Source organism: Clostridiales bacterium FE2011 (assembly GCA_017569305.1).
Taxonomy (GTDB): Bacteria; Bacillota; Clostridia; order Christensenellales; family Aristaeellaceae; genus Aristaeella.
Genome location: CP069418.1, coordinates 1106501 through 1122729 on the forward strand (window position 1 = coordinate 1106501; position 16229 = coordinate 1122729).

At 52.7% G+C, this 16229-nt stretch carries 17 protein-coding genes and 1 pseudogene; 8 read left to right on the forward strand and 10 right to left on the reverse strand.

The genetic code is table 11. The features are described from left to right. The first annotated feature begins 26 nt into the window (after nucleotides 1-26). Nucleotides 27-677, forward strand: coding sequence for an HAD-IA family hydrolase (locus tag JRC49_05290; protein QTE72231.1), 651 nt, complete (start codon nucleotides 27-29; stop codon nucleotides 675-677). 65 nt (nucleotides 678-742) lie between these two features. On the opposite strand, the gene JRC49_05295 is transcribed toward JRC49_05290, so the two are convergent. The 3 genes from JRC49_05295 to JRC49_05305 all read right to left on the reverse strand — a co-directional run bounded on the left by JRC49_05295 (nucleotide 743) and on the right by JRC49_05305 (nucleotide 3279). After that, nucleotides 743-1627: a MerR family transcriptional regulator gene (locus JRC49_05295; GenBank protein QTE72232.1), complete on the reverse strand. Its 885-nt coding sequence runs from the start codon at nucleotides 1625-1627 to the stop codon at nucleotides 743-745. A gap of 82 nt (nucleotides 1628-1709) precedes the next feature. Beyond that, the gene (locus JRC49_05300) at nucleotides 1710-2222 is read right to left on the reverse strand and encodes a GrpB family protein (GenBank protein ID QTE72233.1); all 513 of its coding nucleotides are present in this window, start codon (nucleotides 2220-2222) and stop codon (nucleotides 1710-1712) included. A gap of 28 nt (nucleotides 2223-2250) precedes the next feature. After that, nucleotides 2251-3279 carry an LD-carboxypeptidase gene (locus JRC49_05305; protein ID QTE72234.1) on the reverse strand — a complete coding sequence of 343 codons (1029 nt, stop codon included), beginning with the start codon at nucleotides 3277-3279 and terminating at the stop codon, nucleotides 2251-2253. A gap of 201 nt (nucleotides 3280-3480) precedes the next feature. Between JRC49_05305 and JRC49_05310 the strand changes: the two are divergent. From JRC49_05310 to JRC49_05320, 3 genes and pseudogenes are all read left to right on the forward strand, one after another. After that, nucleotides 3481-4191, forward strand: a pseudogene (locus JRC49_05310) (SDR family oxidoreductase). Further along, entirely contained in the window at nucleotides 4188-4397 is a 210-nt protein-coding gene (locus tag JRC49_05315; protein QTE72235.1) for a DUF503 domain-containing protein, read from the forward strand. Before JRC49_05310 ends, JRC49_05315 begins: the two are co-directional and overlap by 4 nt. Nucleotides 4398-4589: 192 nt before the next feature. Beyond that, nucleotides 4590-4949: an arsenate reductase family protein gene (locus tag JRC49_05320; GenBank protein QTE72236.1), complete on the forward strand. Its 360-nt coding sequence runs from the start codon at nucleotides 4590-4592 to the stop codon at nucleotides 4947-4949. 63 nt (nucleotides 4950-5012) lie between these two features. Here the strand turns inward: JRC49_05320 and JRC49_05325 are convergent, their stop codons facing one another. The 4 genes from JRC49_05325 to JRC49_05340 form a co-directional block, all read right to left on the reverse strand. Then, a complete protein-coding gene (locus tag JRC49_05325; protein QTE72803.1) occupies nucleotides 5013-5363 on the reverse strand; it encodes a PspC domain-containing protein in 351 nt (116 codons plus the stop codon). 173 nt (nucleotides 5364-5536) lie between these two features. Next, nucleotides 5537-6466, reverse strand: coding sequence for a carbohydrate kinase family protein (locus JRC49_05330; protein QTE72237.1), 930 nt, complete (start codon nucleotides 6464-6466; stop codon nucleotides 5537-5539). 16 nt (nucleotides 6467-6482) lie between these two features. Then, on the reverse strand, nucleotides 6483-7352 hold the full coding sequence (locus tag JRC49_05335) for a hypothetical protein (GenBank protein QTE72238.1): 870 nt from the start codon (nucleotides 7350-7352) through the stop codon (nucleotides 6483-6485). Nucleotides 7353-7429: 77 nt separating this feature from the next. Continuing rightward, complete coding sequence (locus JRC49_05340; GenBank protein QTE72239.1) at nucleotides 7430-8233, reverse strand: NAD-dependent protein deacylase; 804 nt, start codon at nucleotides 8231-8233, stop codon at nucleotides 7430-7432. Nucleotides 8234-8440: 207 nt separating this feature from the next. Here JRC49_05340 and JRC49_05345 point away from each other — a divergent pair, with 207 nt between their 5' ends. Genes JRC49_05345 through JRC49_05355 form a run of 3 tightly spaced genes read left to right on the forward strand, consistent with a single transcriptional unit; the run spans nucleotide 8441 to nucleotide 9669 of the window. Further along, entirely contained in the window at nucleotides 8441-8956 is a 516-nt protein-coding gene (locus JRC49_05345) for a hypothetical protein (GenBank protein QTE72240.1), read from the forward strand. A gap of 24 nt (nucleotides 8957-8980) precedes the next feature. Next, on the forward strand, nucleotides 8981-9478 hold the full coding sequence (locus tag JRC49_05350; protein ID QTE72241.1) for a hypothetical protein: 498 nt from the start codon (nucleotides 8981-8983) through the stop codon (nucleotides 9476-9478). Then, nucleotides 9475-9669 (forward strand): helix-turn-helix transcriptional regulator, encoded by a 195-nt coding sequence (locus tag JRC49_05355; GenBank protein ID QTE72242.1) that lies wholly within the window; start codon nucleotides 9475-9477, stop codon nucleotides 9667-9669. Before JRC49_05350 ends, JRC49_05355 begins: the two co-directional genes overlap by 4 nt. Before the next feature lie 113 nt (nucleotides 9670-9782). Here JRC49_05355 and JRC49_05360 read toward each other — a convergent pair whose 3' ends face one another. Then, nucleotides 9783-11387, reverse strand: a complete 1605-nt coding sequence (locus JRC49_05360; GenBank protein ID QTE72243.1) for a glycoside hydrolase family 9 protein — start codon at nucleotides 11385-11387, stop codon at nucleotides 9783-9785. Nucleotides 11388-11698: 311 nt separating this feature from the next. On the opposite strand from JRC49_05360, the gene amt reads away from it, so the two are divergent. Continuing rightward, on the forward strand, nucleotides 11699-13417 hold the full coding sequence (gene amt, locus JRC49_05365; protein QTE72244.1) for an ammonium transporter: 1719 nt from the start codon (nucleotides 11699-11701) through the stop codon (nucleotides 13415-13417). A 260-nt stretch (nucleotides 13418-13677) separates the two neighbouring features. Here amt and JRC49_05370 read toward each other — a convergent pair whose 3' ends face one another. Together JRC49_05370 and JRC49_05375 are read right to left on the reverse strand one after the other, a co-directional pair. Further along, a complete protein-coding gene (locus JRC49_05370; protein ID QTE72245.1) occupies nucleotides 13678-14880 on the reverse strand; it encodes an ABC transporter permease in 1203 nt (400 codons plus the stop codon). Beyond that, nucleotides 14873-16222 (reverse strand): ABC transporter ATP-binding protein, encoded by a 1350-nt coding sequence (locus tag JRC49_05375; protein ID QTE72246.1) that lies wholly within the window; start codon nucleotides 16220-16222, stop codon nucleotides 14873-14875. The genes JRC49_05370 and JRC49_05375 overlap by 8 nt, the downstream gene beginning before the upstream one ends. Between the last annotated feature and the right edge of the window lie 7 nt (nucleotides 16223-16229).

A 16229-nucleotide genomic window follows, 5' to 3' on the forward strand; every position in this document is an offset into this window, starting at 1 on the left:
AAGCATTAATCATTATCGGAGGAAGTATGGACACACGGGTTATCATTTTTGACTTCGATGGAACCCTGGCAGATACCCGGGAAGCCATTATCACCGCCAAGCAGGAAACTGCCCGGCAGCTGAGACTGGTCATGGCTTCGGAGCAGGAGTACGCCTCCACAATCGGACTTGCCACCAAGGTGGGGTTCCACGTTATATACCCGGAGCTGACCGACAGCATGCTCGATCAATGTGTATCCACGTACAGGAAACTGTTTGATGAAATCCGGGCACAAAATCCGCCCGTATACTTTCCCGGCACGGACAAAGTCCTTGCCCGCCTGAAGGAGAAAAACATTCTCTGTACCATAGCCACCGCCAGAAACTCCTGTACCCTCCACGAAATGCTGCGGTTATGGAAACTGGATACCTGGTTCTCTTACATCCTATGCGCAGAAGACACGGCTCACCTGAAGCCGCATCCGGAACCCGTCCTGAAAACACTGAAGGAACTTTCCTTCCAGCCGGAGCAGGCTCTGGTTGTCGGCGATATGCCCGTGGATATCGGGATGGGGAAAAACGCCGGAACCTGCACCTGCGGCGTCACATACGGCAATTCTGACAGGGATGCACTGATCCGGGCCGGAGCCGATTTCATCATTGACAGCATCGAAGAACTGCCGGATATCCTGAAATAAAACTATCCAGATATAAAAATATGAGACTGCGGTAATCCCGCAGTCTCTTTTGATACTTGTTCCTGTTATCTCCGGTACAGGGCAAAGTGGTTGATCCCGTCATCGCTCAGGCAGGTCTTGCAGGTCATGCCGCCTTTCATGGCGTCATACCGTGCCGCCATCACCGCCAGCATCATGGTTGCAAACCCGGGATTATTGGCCGCACTGTCCTTGCGGATCCTGAACAGGAAGAAGTTTTCTTTTCCGTCTCCCAGGTCCGGAAGCTCCTGGATCCATTCATGGATGTGCTCCCATCCGTCCCGGGTCATAACCTTTTGTGCGTCAGCCGGTATATCCTTCTCCGGATTGGTTCCTTCCCGTGCCAGGATCATATTCTGGGCTTCATCGAATGTGCCTTCTTCCATTTCTTTGACAACATTCATCAATCCGTCAATGGCCTTGTCGTCCGCCATGGCGGACACGTCCACGCCATCTTCCTTGCACTGGCCCAGCCAGTCTGCCAGCACCTCATGCACCTTTGCGATAATCTCGTTTTCTTTCTCCTGCTCCAGGCCGAATTCTTTCCAGAGTTCCGGATTGCTCACCTTGTTTTCCACAAAACCGAGCACTGTATTGACCATCTTCTGCATATCCATTGCTTCTTCGAGATATGACTGCTGTATTTGTTTGATTTTTTCCAGTTTCAGTTCCTGCTCCCGGATCTTTTCCTCAAACGCTTCCATCAGGAGAACATCATTTTTCCCAAGCAGGTTCTTGATCTCCTCGATGGAAAAATCAGCCTGCTGCAGGTTCTTGATCTTCACAAACTGTACAGCCTGCTCTTCCTCGTAGTACCGGTATCCCGTCCACGGGTCCACCTTGGCCGGGGTCAGCAGTCCGATACGGTCATAATAGCGCAGCGTCTGGGTATTGCATCCGCAAAGCTTTGCGAATCCCTGGATCGTGATCATATCTCTTCCTCCTCACCCGCAGGCTATCATTGCAGTTCAGTGCAAGGTCAAGCACCTTTTTTAGAAAAAAATTTTAAATCTGTCAGATCCCGATTTCCCGGTAAATTCCCTCAATAAAGGGCGACTTATGTTCAATATATCTGTCAATATCATGCGGATACAGTTCCGCTCCCTCTTCCTTTACCCGGCTGTACTCATGCACTGCCTCGGGATGGGAACGCAGGTAATCCCGGAAAGCGATATGCCGTTTCAGTTCAGGTGAATCCAGCGGACAGACATACAGGTGATGATCCCGCAGATGCTCCTTTCCCTCGTATCCAAAGGCTTCACGTCCGGCAATACCGTAATTACCCTCGTGCCTGTAGCCGATCCTGCCCAGGGCTGCTATGACTGCTTCCAGTATGGATTCATCCCGGATCACGACGTCAATGTCGATAATCGGCTTAGCAGATAAGCCCGGCACAGACGTACTGCCCACATGCTCAATACGCAGCGCCAGCCCGTCCAGGGCTTCCTGTAGTTCAGTTTTAATTGCCGTAAAATCCTGTTTCCACTGCGCGTCATACGGCAGAACAATGATCGTTCTTATACCCATTCAAATCAACCTCCTGCGCAGTTCCACGTCATTCCGCAAACCGGATTATCTGTTTTCCGGTATCCACTGTCGCTTCCACGCCAAAAGGCATAATGCACCTGGGCATCGCGTGCCCGATGTTGATGTTGAAAACAATCGGCAGCTCGGGCTTGTCAATGACTTCCTTCAGCAGCTGTTTGTATTCCTCCGCGTAGGTTTCATCCATCGGTTTTCCGGCCAGCACGCCGTTCACCGCGTCAAACACGCCTCTTTCCTTCAGGTACTCCAGCGACTTCCTGTATTGTTCAGGCGTCGGCTTCTCTTCGCTGGATTCCAACAGGATAATCCGTCCCTTCCAGTCCTCCGCCTCCGGGAACAGGTGATACTTTTCACAAAGTACCGGCATATCCGCATACCGGTCGCCGTTGAATATGTCATACATTGAATCGATACACCCGCCGAGGATTTTGCCGGAGAACACCGGCGACCCTTGCAGCAGTTCAAACCCCTGGTTGGGATGAGAGGGTGTCCGGGTACCCACCTGGTCCGGAGTGAATTGAATCCGCTCCTCATACCACACATCGCTGGGGGTGATCTCCCGGATCGTTCCGGTGGTGATCAGCTCCTCAAAATACTTCCGGGTATAGGGATGCATTTCCGGTGCAAGTTCACACAGATCGCAGAGAAATGCCTGTCCGTAAAATGTAGGCAGTCCCACCTTGTGCAGCATCAGGTGGTTGATCGTCGTATCGGAAAACCCGAGGAATATCTTGTTGCTTATCGTCTCTGCCAGCTCATTGTTTTCAAACAGATACGGCAGCATACTGTAGGTATCGTCCCCGCCGATGGCACACAGGATCATGTCAATTTCCGGATCCCGGAAAGCCGCCAGCAGATCCTCCGCCCGCTTTTCCGGATGCGCCTTCACATATTCCAGTCCTTTGCATGCATTCGGCATCAGTTTCACATTCAGGCCGTATTCCTTCAGCCTTTTCAGGCCGATCTCCACCTCAAACTGAACAAACTGCTCGCCGATAATCCCGCTGGACAGGCTCACAATCGCGACATTCTTCACCATTTTTCTCATCTCCCCGCTCTGCTGTTCGTAAAATATTGGGGGCATTGTATCACGAATTCAACCATCAAACAACCATTTTTTCTTTGGCCGCAGCCACTCATTTTTAAGTTTTAAGTTTTCAGTTTTAAGTATTCATTTAGGATACTAGAATGCTATAATACAACCATCATCAACCCAAATACTACTCGGAGGCTTTCCCCCATGCGCGCATATGAAGGAAAAGTGGTTGTCATCACCGGCGGAGCCCACGGCATCGGCCGGGCGACAGCGGATGCCTTTATCCGGGAAGGCGCTGTTGTCCATATCATCGACAAGCAGCCCGGTCCCTGGTTTACGGGGGACATCTCCGACCGGGAAACCCTGGAGCGTTTTGCCGAATCTGTTGTCACGGAAAGCGGGCATGTTGATGTGCTCGTCAATAACGCGCTTCCCCTGATGAAGGGAATCAGTGAATGCTCCTGGGAAGAGTTCTCCTATGCGTTGGCCGTCGGCGTCACCGCTCCCTTCTATCTGACCAAGCTCCTCGCACCCCATTTCGCTCCCGGCGCTTCCGTCATTAACCTGTCCTCCTCCCGTGACCGGATGAGCCAGCCGCAGACGGAAAGCTATTCCGCGGCCAAAGGCTGAATCGCCGCCCTGACTCATGCCCTGGCAGTCAGCCTGGCCTGAAAAGTCCGGGTCAACAGCATATCTCCCGGCTGGATTGATACCACCGGCAGCGAGCTTACCGGTCCCGACGCCCTGCAGCAGCCTGTCGGCCGGGTCGGCAAACCCGAGGATATCGCGGAGATGATCCTGTTCCTCTGTTCGGAAAAGGCGGGTTTCATCACCGGAGAAAACATCTGCATCGACGGCGGCATGACAAAACTGATGATTTATCATGGAGAAAACGGATGGACGTATCAGGAATGAAAATCGCCGCCATGACCTTTCGTCTGCGTGCGTCATGGGTGCATAGCCTGAAGGAAAAACGGATGATCGTCAACAGCCTGACCGCGAAACTGCAGAACCGCTTTCATGTCTCTGCGGCGGAGATTGACGAGCAGGATACCCATCAGATCATTGTGATTGGGCGAACCTCCTGCGACCGCCAGTGGCGGAAATTTCGCAGGAGGTGAGGTCAACCGAAGCAAGCGAGCTCCACAGTGCGGAGTCGCGCCGACTGAGGTTGCGGCAGGCAGCTGTTGTCCCCCACAATGCGTTTGCGGACAGCCTGATGGAATCCATTTCCCTTTTTGTGGAGGAAAACTGTGATGCCGAAATTCTTGAGGAAATACGGGAAATAAGATAATCACAGGAGGAAAAAAGGAATGCTCAAAGTCTATTGCTACAGCCGGTGCACCACTTGCCAGAAAGCCCTGAAATGGCTGGACAGCCACGGAATCAAATACACCCTGACCGATATCAAAACAGACCATCCGGATGAAAAGGCTCTCCGCGAATACTATGCCATGAGCGGTCTTCCGCTGAAGCGTTTCTTCAACACCAGCGGTATTCCGTACCGGGAATTGGGTCTTTCCGCCAGGCTGCCCTCCATGTCAGAAGACGAGCAGCTGGCTCTTCTGGCCACGGACGGAATGCTGGTCAAGCGTCCGCTTCTTGTCGGTGACGGTTTTGTTCTTACCGGTTTCAAAGAAGAGGAATGGAAAGCAGCCCTGCTGCAGAAATAATCCGGAATAAGAAAACAGGGACAGCGGCTCACGCCGTTGTCCCTGTTTTCATTCCGTTCGTTATCAGAATGTATTGCGGTTTTCATTCTGCGGATAGTACTCTTCTTCGGTTTCAGTGGTTTCTTCCTCTTCCTCGTCTTCTTCCGTGTCATCACCGGTGGGGAAGATAAGGGCGCTGACAATGTAAGCCAGCAATCCGGTACCCCAGCCAAAGAACATCAGCATAAATATCAGACGGACAATTGTGGAATCCACCTTCAGGTATTCCGCGATACCGCCGCAGACGCCGGCGACTTTCTTGTCTTTCGTGCTCTTATGAAGACGGCCTGTGATCTTACCGCGATTTCCGTTTTTATTGCTGACGATCGTCTGATAAATAAAATAGCCGATCGCAAGACCTGCTGCCAGTGACATAACTGTACCCATTTGCTTTTTCCTCCTTCAAAAACCTGTCCCGGTTTCCCGGTACCGACACAGGATAGCAGAAAATCCACCGATTGAAAACACCCCGATCGGATAATTACAGGACATATTTTTCTTTTTTCACACTCCATCAATCACTTTTCTTCCAGGCCTTTGTTAATTGTTCATTCTGCATTTTTCATTAAAAGCAGAACCTGTTCTCTGCTCTTCAACGCTGTCCCTGCGCCTGTCGCTGTGGTACAGATTGCACCGCAGGCGTTGGCAAATTTCAGTGCATCCTCAACAGTTGCTCCCCGGAGGATCTCCGACATAAATCCCGCCGCAAAGTTGTCTCCCGCGCCGGTGGCATCCATTGCCTGCACATTGCATGCCGGCAGTCGCAGCGTCCCTTTGCTGTTCTTCAGCAGGCAGCCTTTGCTTCCCAGTTTGATGATCACATGCTTTACGCCATACCCCAGCAGGACGTCCGCCATTTCTTCCGGTTCATTCTTCCCTGTAAAGTACCGTGCTTCATCTTCATTGGGAGTGATGATATCGATCAGCTCCAGGGAGTCCCGGATATCCTCCAGTCCGAGAACCCGGAAGTTCGGCAGCTTTGTATCTGCCAGCACAAGCTGTCCCGCTTCCTTTGCCCTGCTCACCACCGTGTGGATAATTGCCGGATCGTCAAAAGGCGCCCGGAACAGTGAGCCCAGGATCAGCGCCCTGGCGTCTGTAAACAACTCCGGTTCCTTTTCCGGATGGAAATTGAACCGATGTGCCTGGTTGGTGATGGATTTTCGGCTGCCGTCAGCCCGTACAAACATTGTAGTCACCGGAGTGGCATCCGTTCGCACAATCAGTTCAGTGTCCACGCCGTTCTTCCGCAGCTCATCAAGTACGATCTCTCCTGCCGGATCGTTGCCCAGGGCGCAAAGAATCCCCGTCTTCAGTCCCAGTTTTGCTGCGGCAATCGCTTCATTCACCGCCTCGCCGCCGGCATTCAGGCTTCCCGATTCCGCCACATAGCCGGATGCGGATACAGGTTCCGGATTAAAGCCCCGGATAATGGAATCCACCAGCGCCATTCCGATGCAGATCAGATCGTATTTCATGCTTTCCCTCTTTTTGTCAGCCGTTTCCGCCGATCCCGGCAATATAGAAGATTTCCTCAACCACACCTGTCACTACATTGATATAGACCCAGTAGTATCCGTCCTTTTCCTTATACCTGAGCTGGCCCGGAATCTTTGCCTGATCGTTCTCAGCCAGCATGATATTCGCCATATAGCAGGGAGCACCATGGAACATATAATATTCGGTATCCTCGTCTTCTTCGCCGTCTTCCCTTGCTTCTTCAATCGGCGTATTGGCATCCACCAGATTTGCTGCCTGCTCATCCGTCAGTTCAAAGGATACCCGGATACCCTCCATCGCGATCCGGGTCATCTCCTCCGCAGAAAGCGCAGCTTGCTCCCGCACATTTTTATATCCGATCTCATCCCAGATACGTTCATCCTCCGGCACTTCAAACAGCTCAGAAAAGTCTGTGATGCCGTGTTTCTGATTGATTTCCTGTATTTTTTCATCAAACTGGGATGTCTCTCCGGATTCCTGATTCATCAGCAGCATTTCCAGGATCTGTTCATTGCCCCAGGCATCCGCATTCATCCCGCCGCTGGTATCCTCACCGTCATGGCTCCAGGAAATTTCTGTCACCTTTCCGTTGTCCACGACCACCTTGTAGTTCCCCAGCACAAAACCCCAGTCCTCAATGCCCCAGTATTGCACCACAAAGCGGCCGTTTCCTTCATCTGCCGTGTTGCGGTTGAAATACTCCTGGGTCAGCAGCGTGATACCGTATTTCTCTTCCATTGCCTTGTCCGCAAGACGTGAGGCTTTTTCCCTTTCAGAAATAATCACTTCTCCCGCCGTGGCTGTTGTCAACAGCATGGAAACCGCCAGCAGGATCAGGAGACCGGTTCGGATCAACTTATTCATTTTCTTCCTCCATTCTTTATTCAGGTTAACGAATCATTTCACTGAATAAAACGAAGCTGTCCATGCTGATGTTCCCCTCAGGGGCTCCGCAGCTGTCCCATGATCTCCGCCACATCCCCATGCAGCACAAGCGTTGCCTGCTCCTCCGCCGGAATCGGCTCCCGGTTGATCACCACCAGGTTCTTTCCCCGGAAATGGCTGAGGAAGGATGCTGCAGGTTCCACTGCCAGGGAAGTTCCCGCCACAATCAGCGTATCCGCGTTGGTAATCTCCCGGATTGCGCCGATGCATACATACTTCGGCAAGGATTCTCCGTACAGCACCACACTGGGCTTGATCACACCCCCGCAGTCCTTGCAGCGGGGAATGCCCTCCGCTTTCAGGATTGTCTCCATGGGATAGTATGCCCCGCAGTCCATACATTCATTTTCATGTACGCTGCCGTGAATCTCATATACCCGGATATTCCCGGCCGCCCTGTGCAGGCCGTCCACATTCTGCGTCACAATACCCCGCAGCTTATCCATCAGTTCCAGCTCATACAGTTTCCGGTGTGCGGCATTGGGCTTTGCTTCCGGATACAGCATATGCTTTCGGTAATAGTCAAAGAACTTTTCCGGCTGCAGGTAAAAGAAGGATTTGCTCAGGATCATCTCCGGGGAAAGGCCATCCTCTTCCTCCGTGTACAGTCCATTCACGGATCGGAAGTCCGGAATTCCACTGGCCGTGGATACCCCAGCCCCGCCGAAAAACACAATCCGGCGTGACCGGTCGATGATTTCCTGAAAAGCCCTTATTCCCTCGGAATCCACTTCTTCTGCCTCCGGTGTTTTGTTGCTTATTGTTTCATTTCCCAAATTATACCATCCGTACAGCCTCATGAATACTATAACATATCCTGTGCCCGGCCTTACAGCAGTCCTTCATTATTGCATGTTTTATGGCATTTTGAAAATTTTTTCATTCTTTTTGTAAATTATACTTGACATCTTAAAAAGTATGTTATACAATTCAGCTGTACTCAGGGAGCCGGATCGGCCACCGGGCCCCGGAGACGATCAATAAAAGATTATTCGGAGGAATGAATTATGACTGACAATGCATGGATCATTCTTGGAATGATGATACTGCTCCTGATCGCTGCCTGGGTCTTATTCCGGAAAAAGCCCTGCGCAGAACAGTATGATGAGCGGCAGCTGAGAATCCGCGCCCGGGGATACCAGATCGGTTTCTTTACCGCGCTGATCCTGCTTTTCGTTCTCGCCCTGCTGTTCGAAACAGAATGGCTCACGTTGATCACTCCCGGTCTCGCGGCGCTCACTGTCCTGGTGCTCAGTGTCACCGCCTTCGCGGTCTACTGTATCAACCATGACGCCTTCCTGTCGATCCGCGGAGACGGAAAAAGCCAGATTGTCCTCTATTCCATCATCGTACTTGTGGAACTCGTCAATGTGATCCGTCATATCATCATCGGTGAAGTTATGGTGGACGGCAAAGTGGATTTCACCTTTGGTTCAGCCGTAGTGGTAGGACTCTGTTTCCTGGTCATGCTGATCACCCTGATCCTGAAGATCAGGAAGGACAAAAAAGAAGTAGAAGAATAACGCGGATAAAAGGAGGAAATAAAGATGGATTTCACCAAACTGATTCTGTGCCTTATCATCCTTGGCGGTGTTGCCCTCGTGTGTTTCGCTGACCGCAAGTCCGTCAAAAACTTTGATGAACGTCAGCTTTTTTACCGCGGCCGGGCCGTCACGATTGCCTTTGCTTCCCTGCTGCTTTGCCTCTTCGTTGTGCTCCTGCTCAACACCATGAACCTTGCCTGGTTTGACCTTTCAATCGCCGTGATCCTGTCCATGGTCATCTCCCTGACCATCTTCGCGGTTTATGCCATCCTGCATGATGCCTACTTTACCCGCCTGAAGAAGCAGGTTCCCTTCAGCGTCCTGTTTCTCGTGGTAGCCCTTGCGAATGTTTTCAACGGAATCCGTCATTCCTTTGGCAGCTCCGCTGAAAGCGTCTATGACATTGTCCTGCCCGTCGCCGTCGGTGTACTGGGGCTGGTCGTTTGTGCCACCCTGCTCATCAAAAGCCGGATCGATAAAAAGGAGTCTGATGAGGAATGAAAAACCTGAAGCTGAAAGCCGCCCGTGCGGGTAAAGATCTGTCCCAGGACCAGCTTGCACAGCTGTGCAACGTGTCCCGCCAGACCATCAATGCCATTGAGAAGGGCGATTATAATCCCACCATCAACCTCTGCATCGCCATCTGCAAAGCCCTGGACAAAACCCTGGACGATCTCTTCTGGGAAGGCTGATATTTGTCCTGAAGAAAAAGGCGCTCAAATACGAGCGCCTTTTTTCTTTCCCGCCGCGCGGATCATTTTTAAGTCTTAAGTCTTCAGTTTTCAGTATTCATTGTTTTGCCGCTTTAGCGGCAAAAATACGCTCCCACAAATATTGCCGGTGAGTTCCAATAGATTGCAATCTCGTTGGTGTCAGCGGAGAATGTCTCCTCCACAAAGTACTTCGCCGGCGGTGTGTTTCCCATTTTCTCCTTTGTCATCGGGAAAGTCATCCGGTTGTTTGGTCCGCCGGAAATCAGTCCGGGCACCGGTTCCTCAATCCCGTCCGCGTCGGAAGGCCGGTGATGGGGATGCATCACCTTTCTCTCTCCAAAACCGGTCACAAAGCAGGTATCCAGTGCGTTCATTCCCAGCGCGTAATTCCATTGCTTCAGCGCCGCATTCCGCATTTCCTGCCGCCCCGTAATCAGCGCATTCATGATCATGGTCATTGCGTTGCTCAGGATCGGCAGAATGCTTCCCCACACATATTGATCCGCCGCCAGCGCCGTACCGTAGCCGGATTCCTGCGACAGCTTCAGTGCCTCCTCGCTCTGCCGGAGGAAATCATCCTTCAGCTGATTATACAGCACTTCTCCTGCCTTTTCTCCCAGGTCAAACAAGCAGCACAGTGCGCCCATTCCGCCCACGTCAGCCCAGCCAAAGGCTGTCAGCTGCTGACCCTCGGCATACAGGCTCTCCGCCTCTGCCCGGAATTCCCTTTCCCCGGTTGCGGCATACATCTCACAGGCAGCCCAGAACCGGTCGTCCTTATCCGTCCGTTCTCCATACCAGCCGGTGAAGACCCCCTCCGGATTCCGGAAAGGCACATAATCATCGGTATGCTTCATCAGCCATTCCCAGGCCCGCCGGGCAGAATGCAGCATCCGGTTGGCAAAGGCTTCGTCAAACGCCTTGTAGACCCTGTATGACAGTGCCAGGCAGGCACAGGCAGCCGCTGTCGCACAGTGGCTCACGGGCATCAGGTATTCCGGTTCCTTGTCATCCTGCGGCATGATAAACGGCGCAAACCGGGCCTTTGTCAGCTTGTGATGAAAAGCTCCGTCGCTCCGCTGCATCTGCAGCATCCACTCCAGTTCATACCGGGCTTCGTTCAGGATATCCGGCATCCCGTTTCCGGTTTCCGGAATATTCAGTTCATCGCTGCAGCCTTCCGGGAACAGTTTCCAGGTATACAGCATGTGCCCCACCGTCACCGCGCCGGGACCCACATACTTCCCATAGTCTCCCGCGTCATGCCAGCCGCCGGTCACCCTGCGCAGGACGCTGCGGTCTTCCCAATCCGCTGCCGGTGCCGTATGGCAGGCCGGATGGGTGTAGATTCCAGCGTTCTCCGGCTTCAGTTCGCATCCGCAGCGCTGATAATACAGGCCTTTGATCAGGGCATTTGTCACGGCTTTCCAGGGTTTTTCGCTCACCGTCAGGGTTCGTTTTCCCTCAACGCTTTCCAGCGTGTAGGTTCCGGCCTTCAGCTTTCCCAGGTTCACCAGTGCCACTTCGTCTCCGGATGCCTCATCCGGTTTCAGTGCAGCGGCCTCTTCCATGGGCACAGTCTTCCCATTGTTATCCTTCAGCGTCACGGAATCTTTTGCCAGTACCGCCGCGTATACCGGCAGGCCCTCTGCATATCCCGTCTGGTTTATCCGAAAAGCATTGTATATCTCATTCATACTGGACGTTTCATCCTCTCCGTCAATCTCAACATATATATTTTCAAGTTTTATGTATTCATTAATTGAGAACGAAAAGATCGGTTCTTTTCGTTCTCCTGCGCATGGGTATTTTACTTCTTCAAGTTCACTCTAAGTCAATCTTCCAAAAAAAGATTTCTGTATTGCTCCTGTTTTTTGTTGTATACACTCTTGACAAAAGATTTTATTCGGCATAAAATCCGTGCATCCCAATGAGGCGCGAAGGTGTGCTGAACACCTTCGCGCCTCACTTTGTATTTTGGGAAAAACACGAAACGGAAGTGATCTGTATGACATTCTCGGCAGCCAACACAATATGGGTGCTCCTAGGAGCAGCTCTGGTCTTCTTCATGCAGGCGGGATTCGCCATGTGTGAAGCGGGTTTCACCCGCGCCAAAAATACCGGTAACATTTTGATGAAGAACCTGATGGACTTCTGTATCGGTACCCCGTTATACTGGCTGTTCGGCTACGGCATTATGTTCGGCGCCGGCACCGCACTCTTCGGCTGGATCGATCCCTTTATCATGAAGGATTACAGCCATATTCTTCCGGCGGGCGTTCCACTCTGGGCATACGCCATCTTCCAGACCGTCTTCTGTGCCACCTCCGCCACCATCGTTTCCGGTGCCATGGCTGAGCGGACTAAATTCTCTGCTTACTGCATCTACTCCGCAGCGATCTCGCTGTTCATCTACCCGGTCTCCGGTCACTGGATCTGGGGCGGCGGTTTCCTCGCTGAAATGGGCTTCCATGATTTCGCCGGTTCTACCGCGGTTCACATGGTCGGCGGCATTTGCGCCCTGATCGGTGCTAAGATCCTTGGACCCCGCGTTGGCAAGTACGGCAAGGATGGAAAGCCCCGCGCCATCCTCGGTCACAACCTTTCCATCGCAGCCCTGGGCGTGTTCATCCTCTGGTTCTGCTGGTTCGGTTTCAACGGTGCTTCCACCGTGGGCATGGACAGCGACGAACTGATCGGCAGCGCCTCCCTGGTTTTCTTCAACACCAACCTGGCCGCTGCTGTGGCTACTCTGACCACCATGCTCTTCACCTGGCTCCGCTACGGCAAGCCTGATGTCTCCATGACCTTCAACGCAGCTCTGGCCGGCCTGGTCGGCATCACTGCAGGATGCGACGCGGTCGACCCCTTCGGCGCGGCTCTCATCGGTCTGGCCTGCGGCTTCGTTATCGTACTCGCTGTTGAATTCTTCGACAAGGTCGTAAAGATCGATGACCCGGTAGGCGCCATCTCTGTCCACGGTGTATGCGGCGCTCTCGGTACCATCCTGACCGGCCTGTTTGCCACCGGCGGCACTACCATGAAGGGTGTCTTCTACGGCGGCGGCTTCAAGTTCTTCGGTGTCCAGCTGCTTGGCGTTCTGTGCACCATCGCCTGGACCGCAACCGTCATCACCGTCGTCTTTATGATCATCAAAAAGACTATCGGCCTGCGGGCAGATGCCGCGGATGAGGTCATGGGCCTCGACCGCAGCGAGCACGGCCTGCTCACCGCTTATTCCGGATTTGCCATCCTGCCTGAAGAAGGCTATGACGCTCCCGCAGCCGCTCCGGCTCCTGTTGCCGCAGCCGCTCCTGTTGCGGAAGCCGTGCCTGTCGCTGTGAAGAAGGCCGAAAAGCCTGTGGGCGAACCGGTTTACACCCGCGTGCAGATCATCTGCCGCCCTGCCAGCCTGGAAAGCCTGAAGAAGGCCATGAACGGCATCGGCATCACCGGTATGACTGTTACCAATGTTATGGGTTACGGCGCACAGAAGGGCAAGCCCGAGTACTATCGTGGTACTCCTGTGGAAGTTACCCTGCTGCCCAAGGTACAGGTTGATATCGTCGTCAGCAAGATCCCCGTCAGCGAAGTTGTTGAAACAGCCCGCGGCGTCCTGTACACCGGTCACATCGGCGATGGTAAGATCTTCGTCCAGGATGTTGAGAATGTTATCCGGGTTCGTACCGGCGAGGAAGGCTATGATGCCCTCCAGTCGGATGAATAAATTCTTCCCCAATCTTATCCGAAAAGGCCCCCGCCATCCGGCGGGGGTTCTTTTCGGCTGTGCATCCGCACAGCAGACACTCTACACTCTTCACTGTCGCACAACAACAACTCTACGCTCATCACTCATCACTTTTCACTATACACTCATCACTTTCGTTCCATCCTACCTCCTACTTTCTCCCTCCTACCTGTTATTGTTTTCAGTATTCATTAAAAAGGATGGAGATCCTGTTTTACCAGGATCTCCATCCTTTTCCATTACCTCTTGTCCTTGTCAATCAGTTCCAGCGAAACGGTTGACATCAAGGCAAAGCCCAGGATAAACACGCACAGGAAGAACCAATTGATCAGGACATTCACCCTTGACTTGTCATACTGTTTCTTCTGGGCGGCTTCGGCTGTCCGCTCCTGCAGGAAGCTCTTCACGTTCTCTTCGCCGAAGATGCTCATCAGCTCTCCTACGGTGGTCTTAATTGTGAAGCTCTTATCTTTTCGTTTTTGTACTGTGTCGCTTGTATTGGCAAAATCCAGCAACTCACCGAATGTCATCGGATCCTTAATGATCAGTTCATCCTTGTTACGGATTTCGCCAATCTCCAGCAGTTCCGCAAGATCTCCGGCGGTCATGGATGGAAGCACGACATCCTCCCGGTGCTTTGCCATCGCATCACTGTTCAGAATGTCCAGTATTTCTCCTACGGTAATCGTTTTTTCGATCTCGCTGTTCTTCATGCTGTTCACAGCAGTCCATCCGGCTGCCATCGGCAGCTCATTGTAGCCGCACTGAGATGCGATCGCTTTAATTCCGTAATTGGATACCGTGAAAGTCGACAACGGCTGAACACGTTCTGGCAGCGGGATCACTCCGCCGGAAAAAACCAGCTGGAAGATCAGCACAAAGGGCATTACCGTCATGGCGGCAGTGGTCGTATGGGCGATGCTGGAGATAAACAGGCTCATCATATCCGCCGCATAGGAAATCAGCAACAGCGTAATGCCAAATTCCACAATCCCCATATGTGCGGTGAAAATGCCCTCCTCCGGAAACGGAACCCCTGCAGACTTCATCACATACAAGCTGACAATCGTCTGGATCAGGCACAGGAAGAACTGATAGATCATATGCGCCGTCATATAAGAGGTGATATGCATACCGGAGCGATGTTCCCGCTTGACAATCGCCCTTTCCCGGCAGATTGCCTGGATAGAATTGAAGCATCCGTTCCACAGTGCTACGCAGGTCAGCGCGAAGGAGCCGATGATGCAGCCCTCCATGTTGGCAAAGATCCGGTTCCGGATCACCACCGCCACCAGCATGGCAATCACCATGGCCATGGGGATTACTTTCCAGTCGCTTTCATTGATAAAGAACCTGAATTGTTTGCCCAGGTAGATCGGTACCTGGCTCAGCCGGTCGCGGTGCCGGAACGTTCTTTCCTTTTTAACGATTGTCTCAGACATGCTGCACCTCCGTGTACTTGAGGATGAACTCATCCGCCCGGCCTTCGCCGCCCTCTTCCTCACGGTTGACAGACTTTACGATCTCCTCCATCTTTTCCTTACCAAAGAAAGCCCGTGCCTCATCGATGGGGCCGAACCAGGCCAGCCGTCCGGTACGCTTTGCGTCCTTGGCCAGGACAATCACGTCGTCAAACAGGTCGATAACCCTGTCCGGTGTATGGGTAATAACAATAATGATCTTGCCCTGGTCGGCAATCTTCCGCAGCTGGGTAAACAGTTCCCGGGCCATCACGCCGTCCAGGCCACTGTCCGGCTCGTCCAGGATGAACAGCGTCGGGTTGGAGATAAACTCCATGGCAATGGACAGCCGCTTCCGCTGTCCGCCGGAAAGCTTGGACACCAGGTTGCCCTTTACCGGGGTCAGGCCGAAAATATCCATTACTTCCTCCACCCGGCCCTGCCGTTCCGGCCTGGAGAAACTGTTAGGCAGCCGCAGCATGGCGGTATCCATCAGGGTACGGTAAACCGTATCACAACCGCGGATCAGGTCTGCCTGCGGTACAAAGCCGATGTCATACTGCATTTCCTTATAGTTTTTATACATGTTCCGGCCGTTGATGGTCACCTCTGCCTTCGCGGGCTCATATCCGTTCACCGCATTCAGGAAGGTGGTCTTCCCCGCACCGGAACCGCCCAGCAGCAGCACCATATGTCCGGGCTGAATACTCAGGTGGATGTTCCTGAGCAGGTATTTTTTCTTAAAGAATTCCCTGGCTGTCCGTTCCTCAAGGTTCACAGTCAGGCCTTGATCCAGTATCGCAGCCTTCCTGCCTGAAAAATAGTAGTCGGCGTCATCCCGGATTTCCTCCGCCAGCCAGACCGGCTGGTATTTCTTTCTGAAGCCCCACAGCAGCGGAGCAACCGGAAAATACTCCGCCACAAGCCACAGCAGCACCCACCATCTTCTCCGTTCAAAAACCCGGCACAAGCCTGAATACATCCGGGCGGAATAGATCAGGACAGCCGGCATGCACGCAACATCCAGAAGCGCGCAGAAAAAGTACGGAACGCTTCCCGGCTCCATGTATGTATTTACAATATATACAAGCGTAACGACAGTATGAAGTAAGGTTACTGTCCGGCCTTCCTGCTCGCGGTCTGCGCACAGTGCCAGTTTGTAATATTTTACAATCGGCACCAGCGCCCACCAGCCCTTCAGGCCGCATTTCACAAACAACCTCCACAGTCCAATCATATAAAGGACCGACAAAATTGTTGACAGCGTATCAAACGAACCAAACAGGACATAGAGCAGAACATTCAGTTCCTTCCCGAAAGACATACCTGTT

Excerpts from the sequence above, each read along its gene's own strand:
- JRC49_05290 (QTE72231.1), top strand. The coding sequence starts at position 27 with ATGGACACACGGGTTATCATTTTTGACTTCGATGGAACCCTGGCAGAT.
- JRC49_05295 (QTE72232.1), bottom strand. The coding sequence starts at position 1,627 with ATGATCACGATCCAGGGATTCGCAAAGCTTTGCGGATGCAATACCCAG.
- JRC49_05300 (QTE72233.1), bottom strand. The coding sequence starts at position 2,222 with ATGGGTATAAGAACGATCATTGTTCTGCCGTATGACGCGCAGTGGAAA.
- JRC49_05305 (QTE72234.1), bottom strand. The coding sequence starts at position 3,279 with ATGGTGAAGAATGTCGCGATTGTGAGCCTGTCCAGCGGGATTATCGGC.
- JRC49_05315 (QTE72235.1), top strand. The coding sequence starts at position 4,188 with ATGAAAATCGCCGCCATGACCTTTCGTCTGCGTGCGTCATGGGTGCAT.
- JRC49_05320 (QTE72236.1), top strand. The coding sequence starts at position 4,590 with ATGCTCAAAGTCTATTGCTACAGCCGGTGCACCACTTGCCAGAAAGCC.
- JRC49_05325 (QTE72803.1), bottom strand. The coding sequence starts at position 5,363 with ATGTCACTGGCAGCAGGTCTTGCGATCGGCTATTTTATTTATCAGACG.
- JRC49_05330 (QTE72237.1), bottom strand. The coding sequence starts at position 6,466 with ATGAAATACGATCTGATCTGCATCGGAATGGCGCTGGTGGATTCCATT.
- JRC49_05335 (QTE72238.1), bottom strand. The coding sequence starts at position 7,352 with ATGAATAAGTTGATCCGAACCGGTCTCCTGATCCTGCTGGCGGTTTCC.
- JRC49_05340 (QTE72239.1), bottom strand. The coding sequence starts at position 8,233 with ATGAGGCTGTACGGATGGTATAATTTGGGAAATGAAACAATAAGCAAC.
- JRC49_05345 (QTE72240.1), top strand. The coding sequence starts at position 8,441 with ATGACTGACAATGCATGGATCATTCTTGGAATGATGATACTGCTCCTG.
- JRC49_05350 (QTE72241.1), top strand. The coding sequence starts at position 8,981 with ATGGATTTCACCAAACTGATTCTGTGCCTTATCATCCTTGGCGGTGTT.
- JRC49_05355 (QTE72242.1), top strand. The coding sequence starts at position 9,475 with ATGAAAAACCTGAAGCTGAAAGCCGCCCGTGCGGGTAAAGATCTGTCC.
- JRC49_05360 (QTE72243.1), bottom strand. The coding sequence starts at position 11,387 with ATGAATGAGATATACAATGCTTTTCGGATAAACCAGACGGGATATGCA.
- amt (QTE72244.1), top strand. The coding sequence starts at position 11,699 with ATGACATTCTCGGCAGCCAACACAATATGGGTGCTCCTAGGAGCAGCT.
- JRC49_05370 (QTE72245.1), bottom strand. The coding sequence starts at position 14,880 with ATGTCTGAGACAATCGTTAAAAAGGAAAGAACGTTCCGGCACCGCGAC.
- JRC49_05375 (QTE72246.1), bottom strand. The coding sequence starts at position 16,222 with ATGTCTTTCGGGAAGGAACTGAATGTTCTGCTCTATGTCCTGTTTGGT.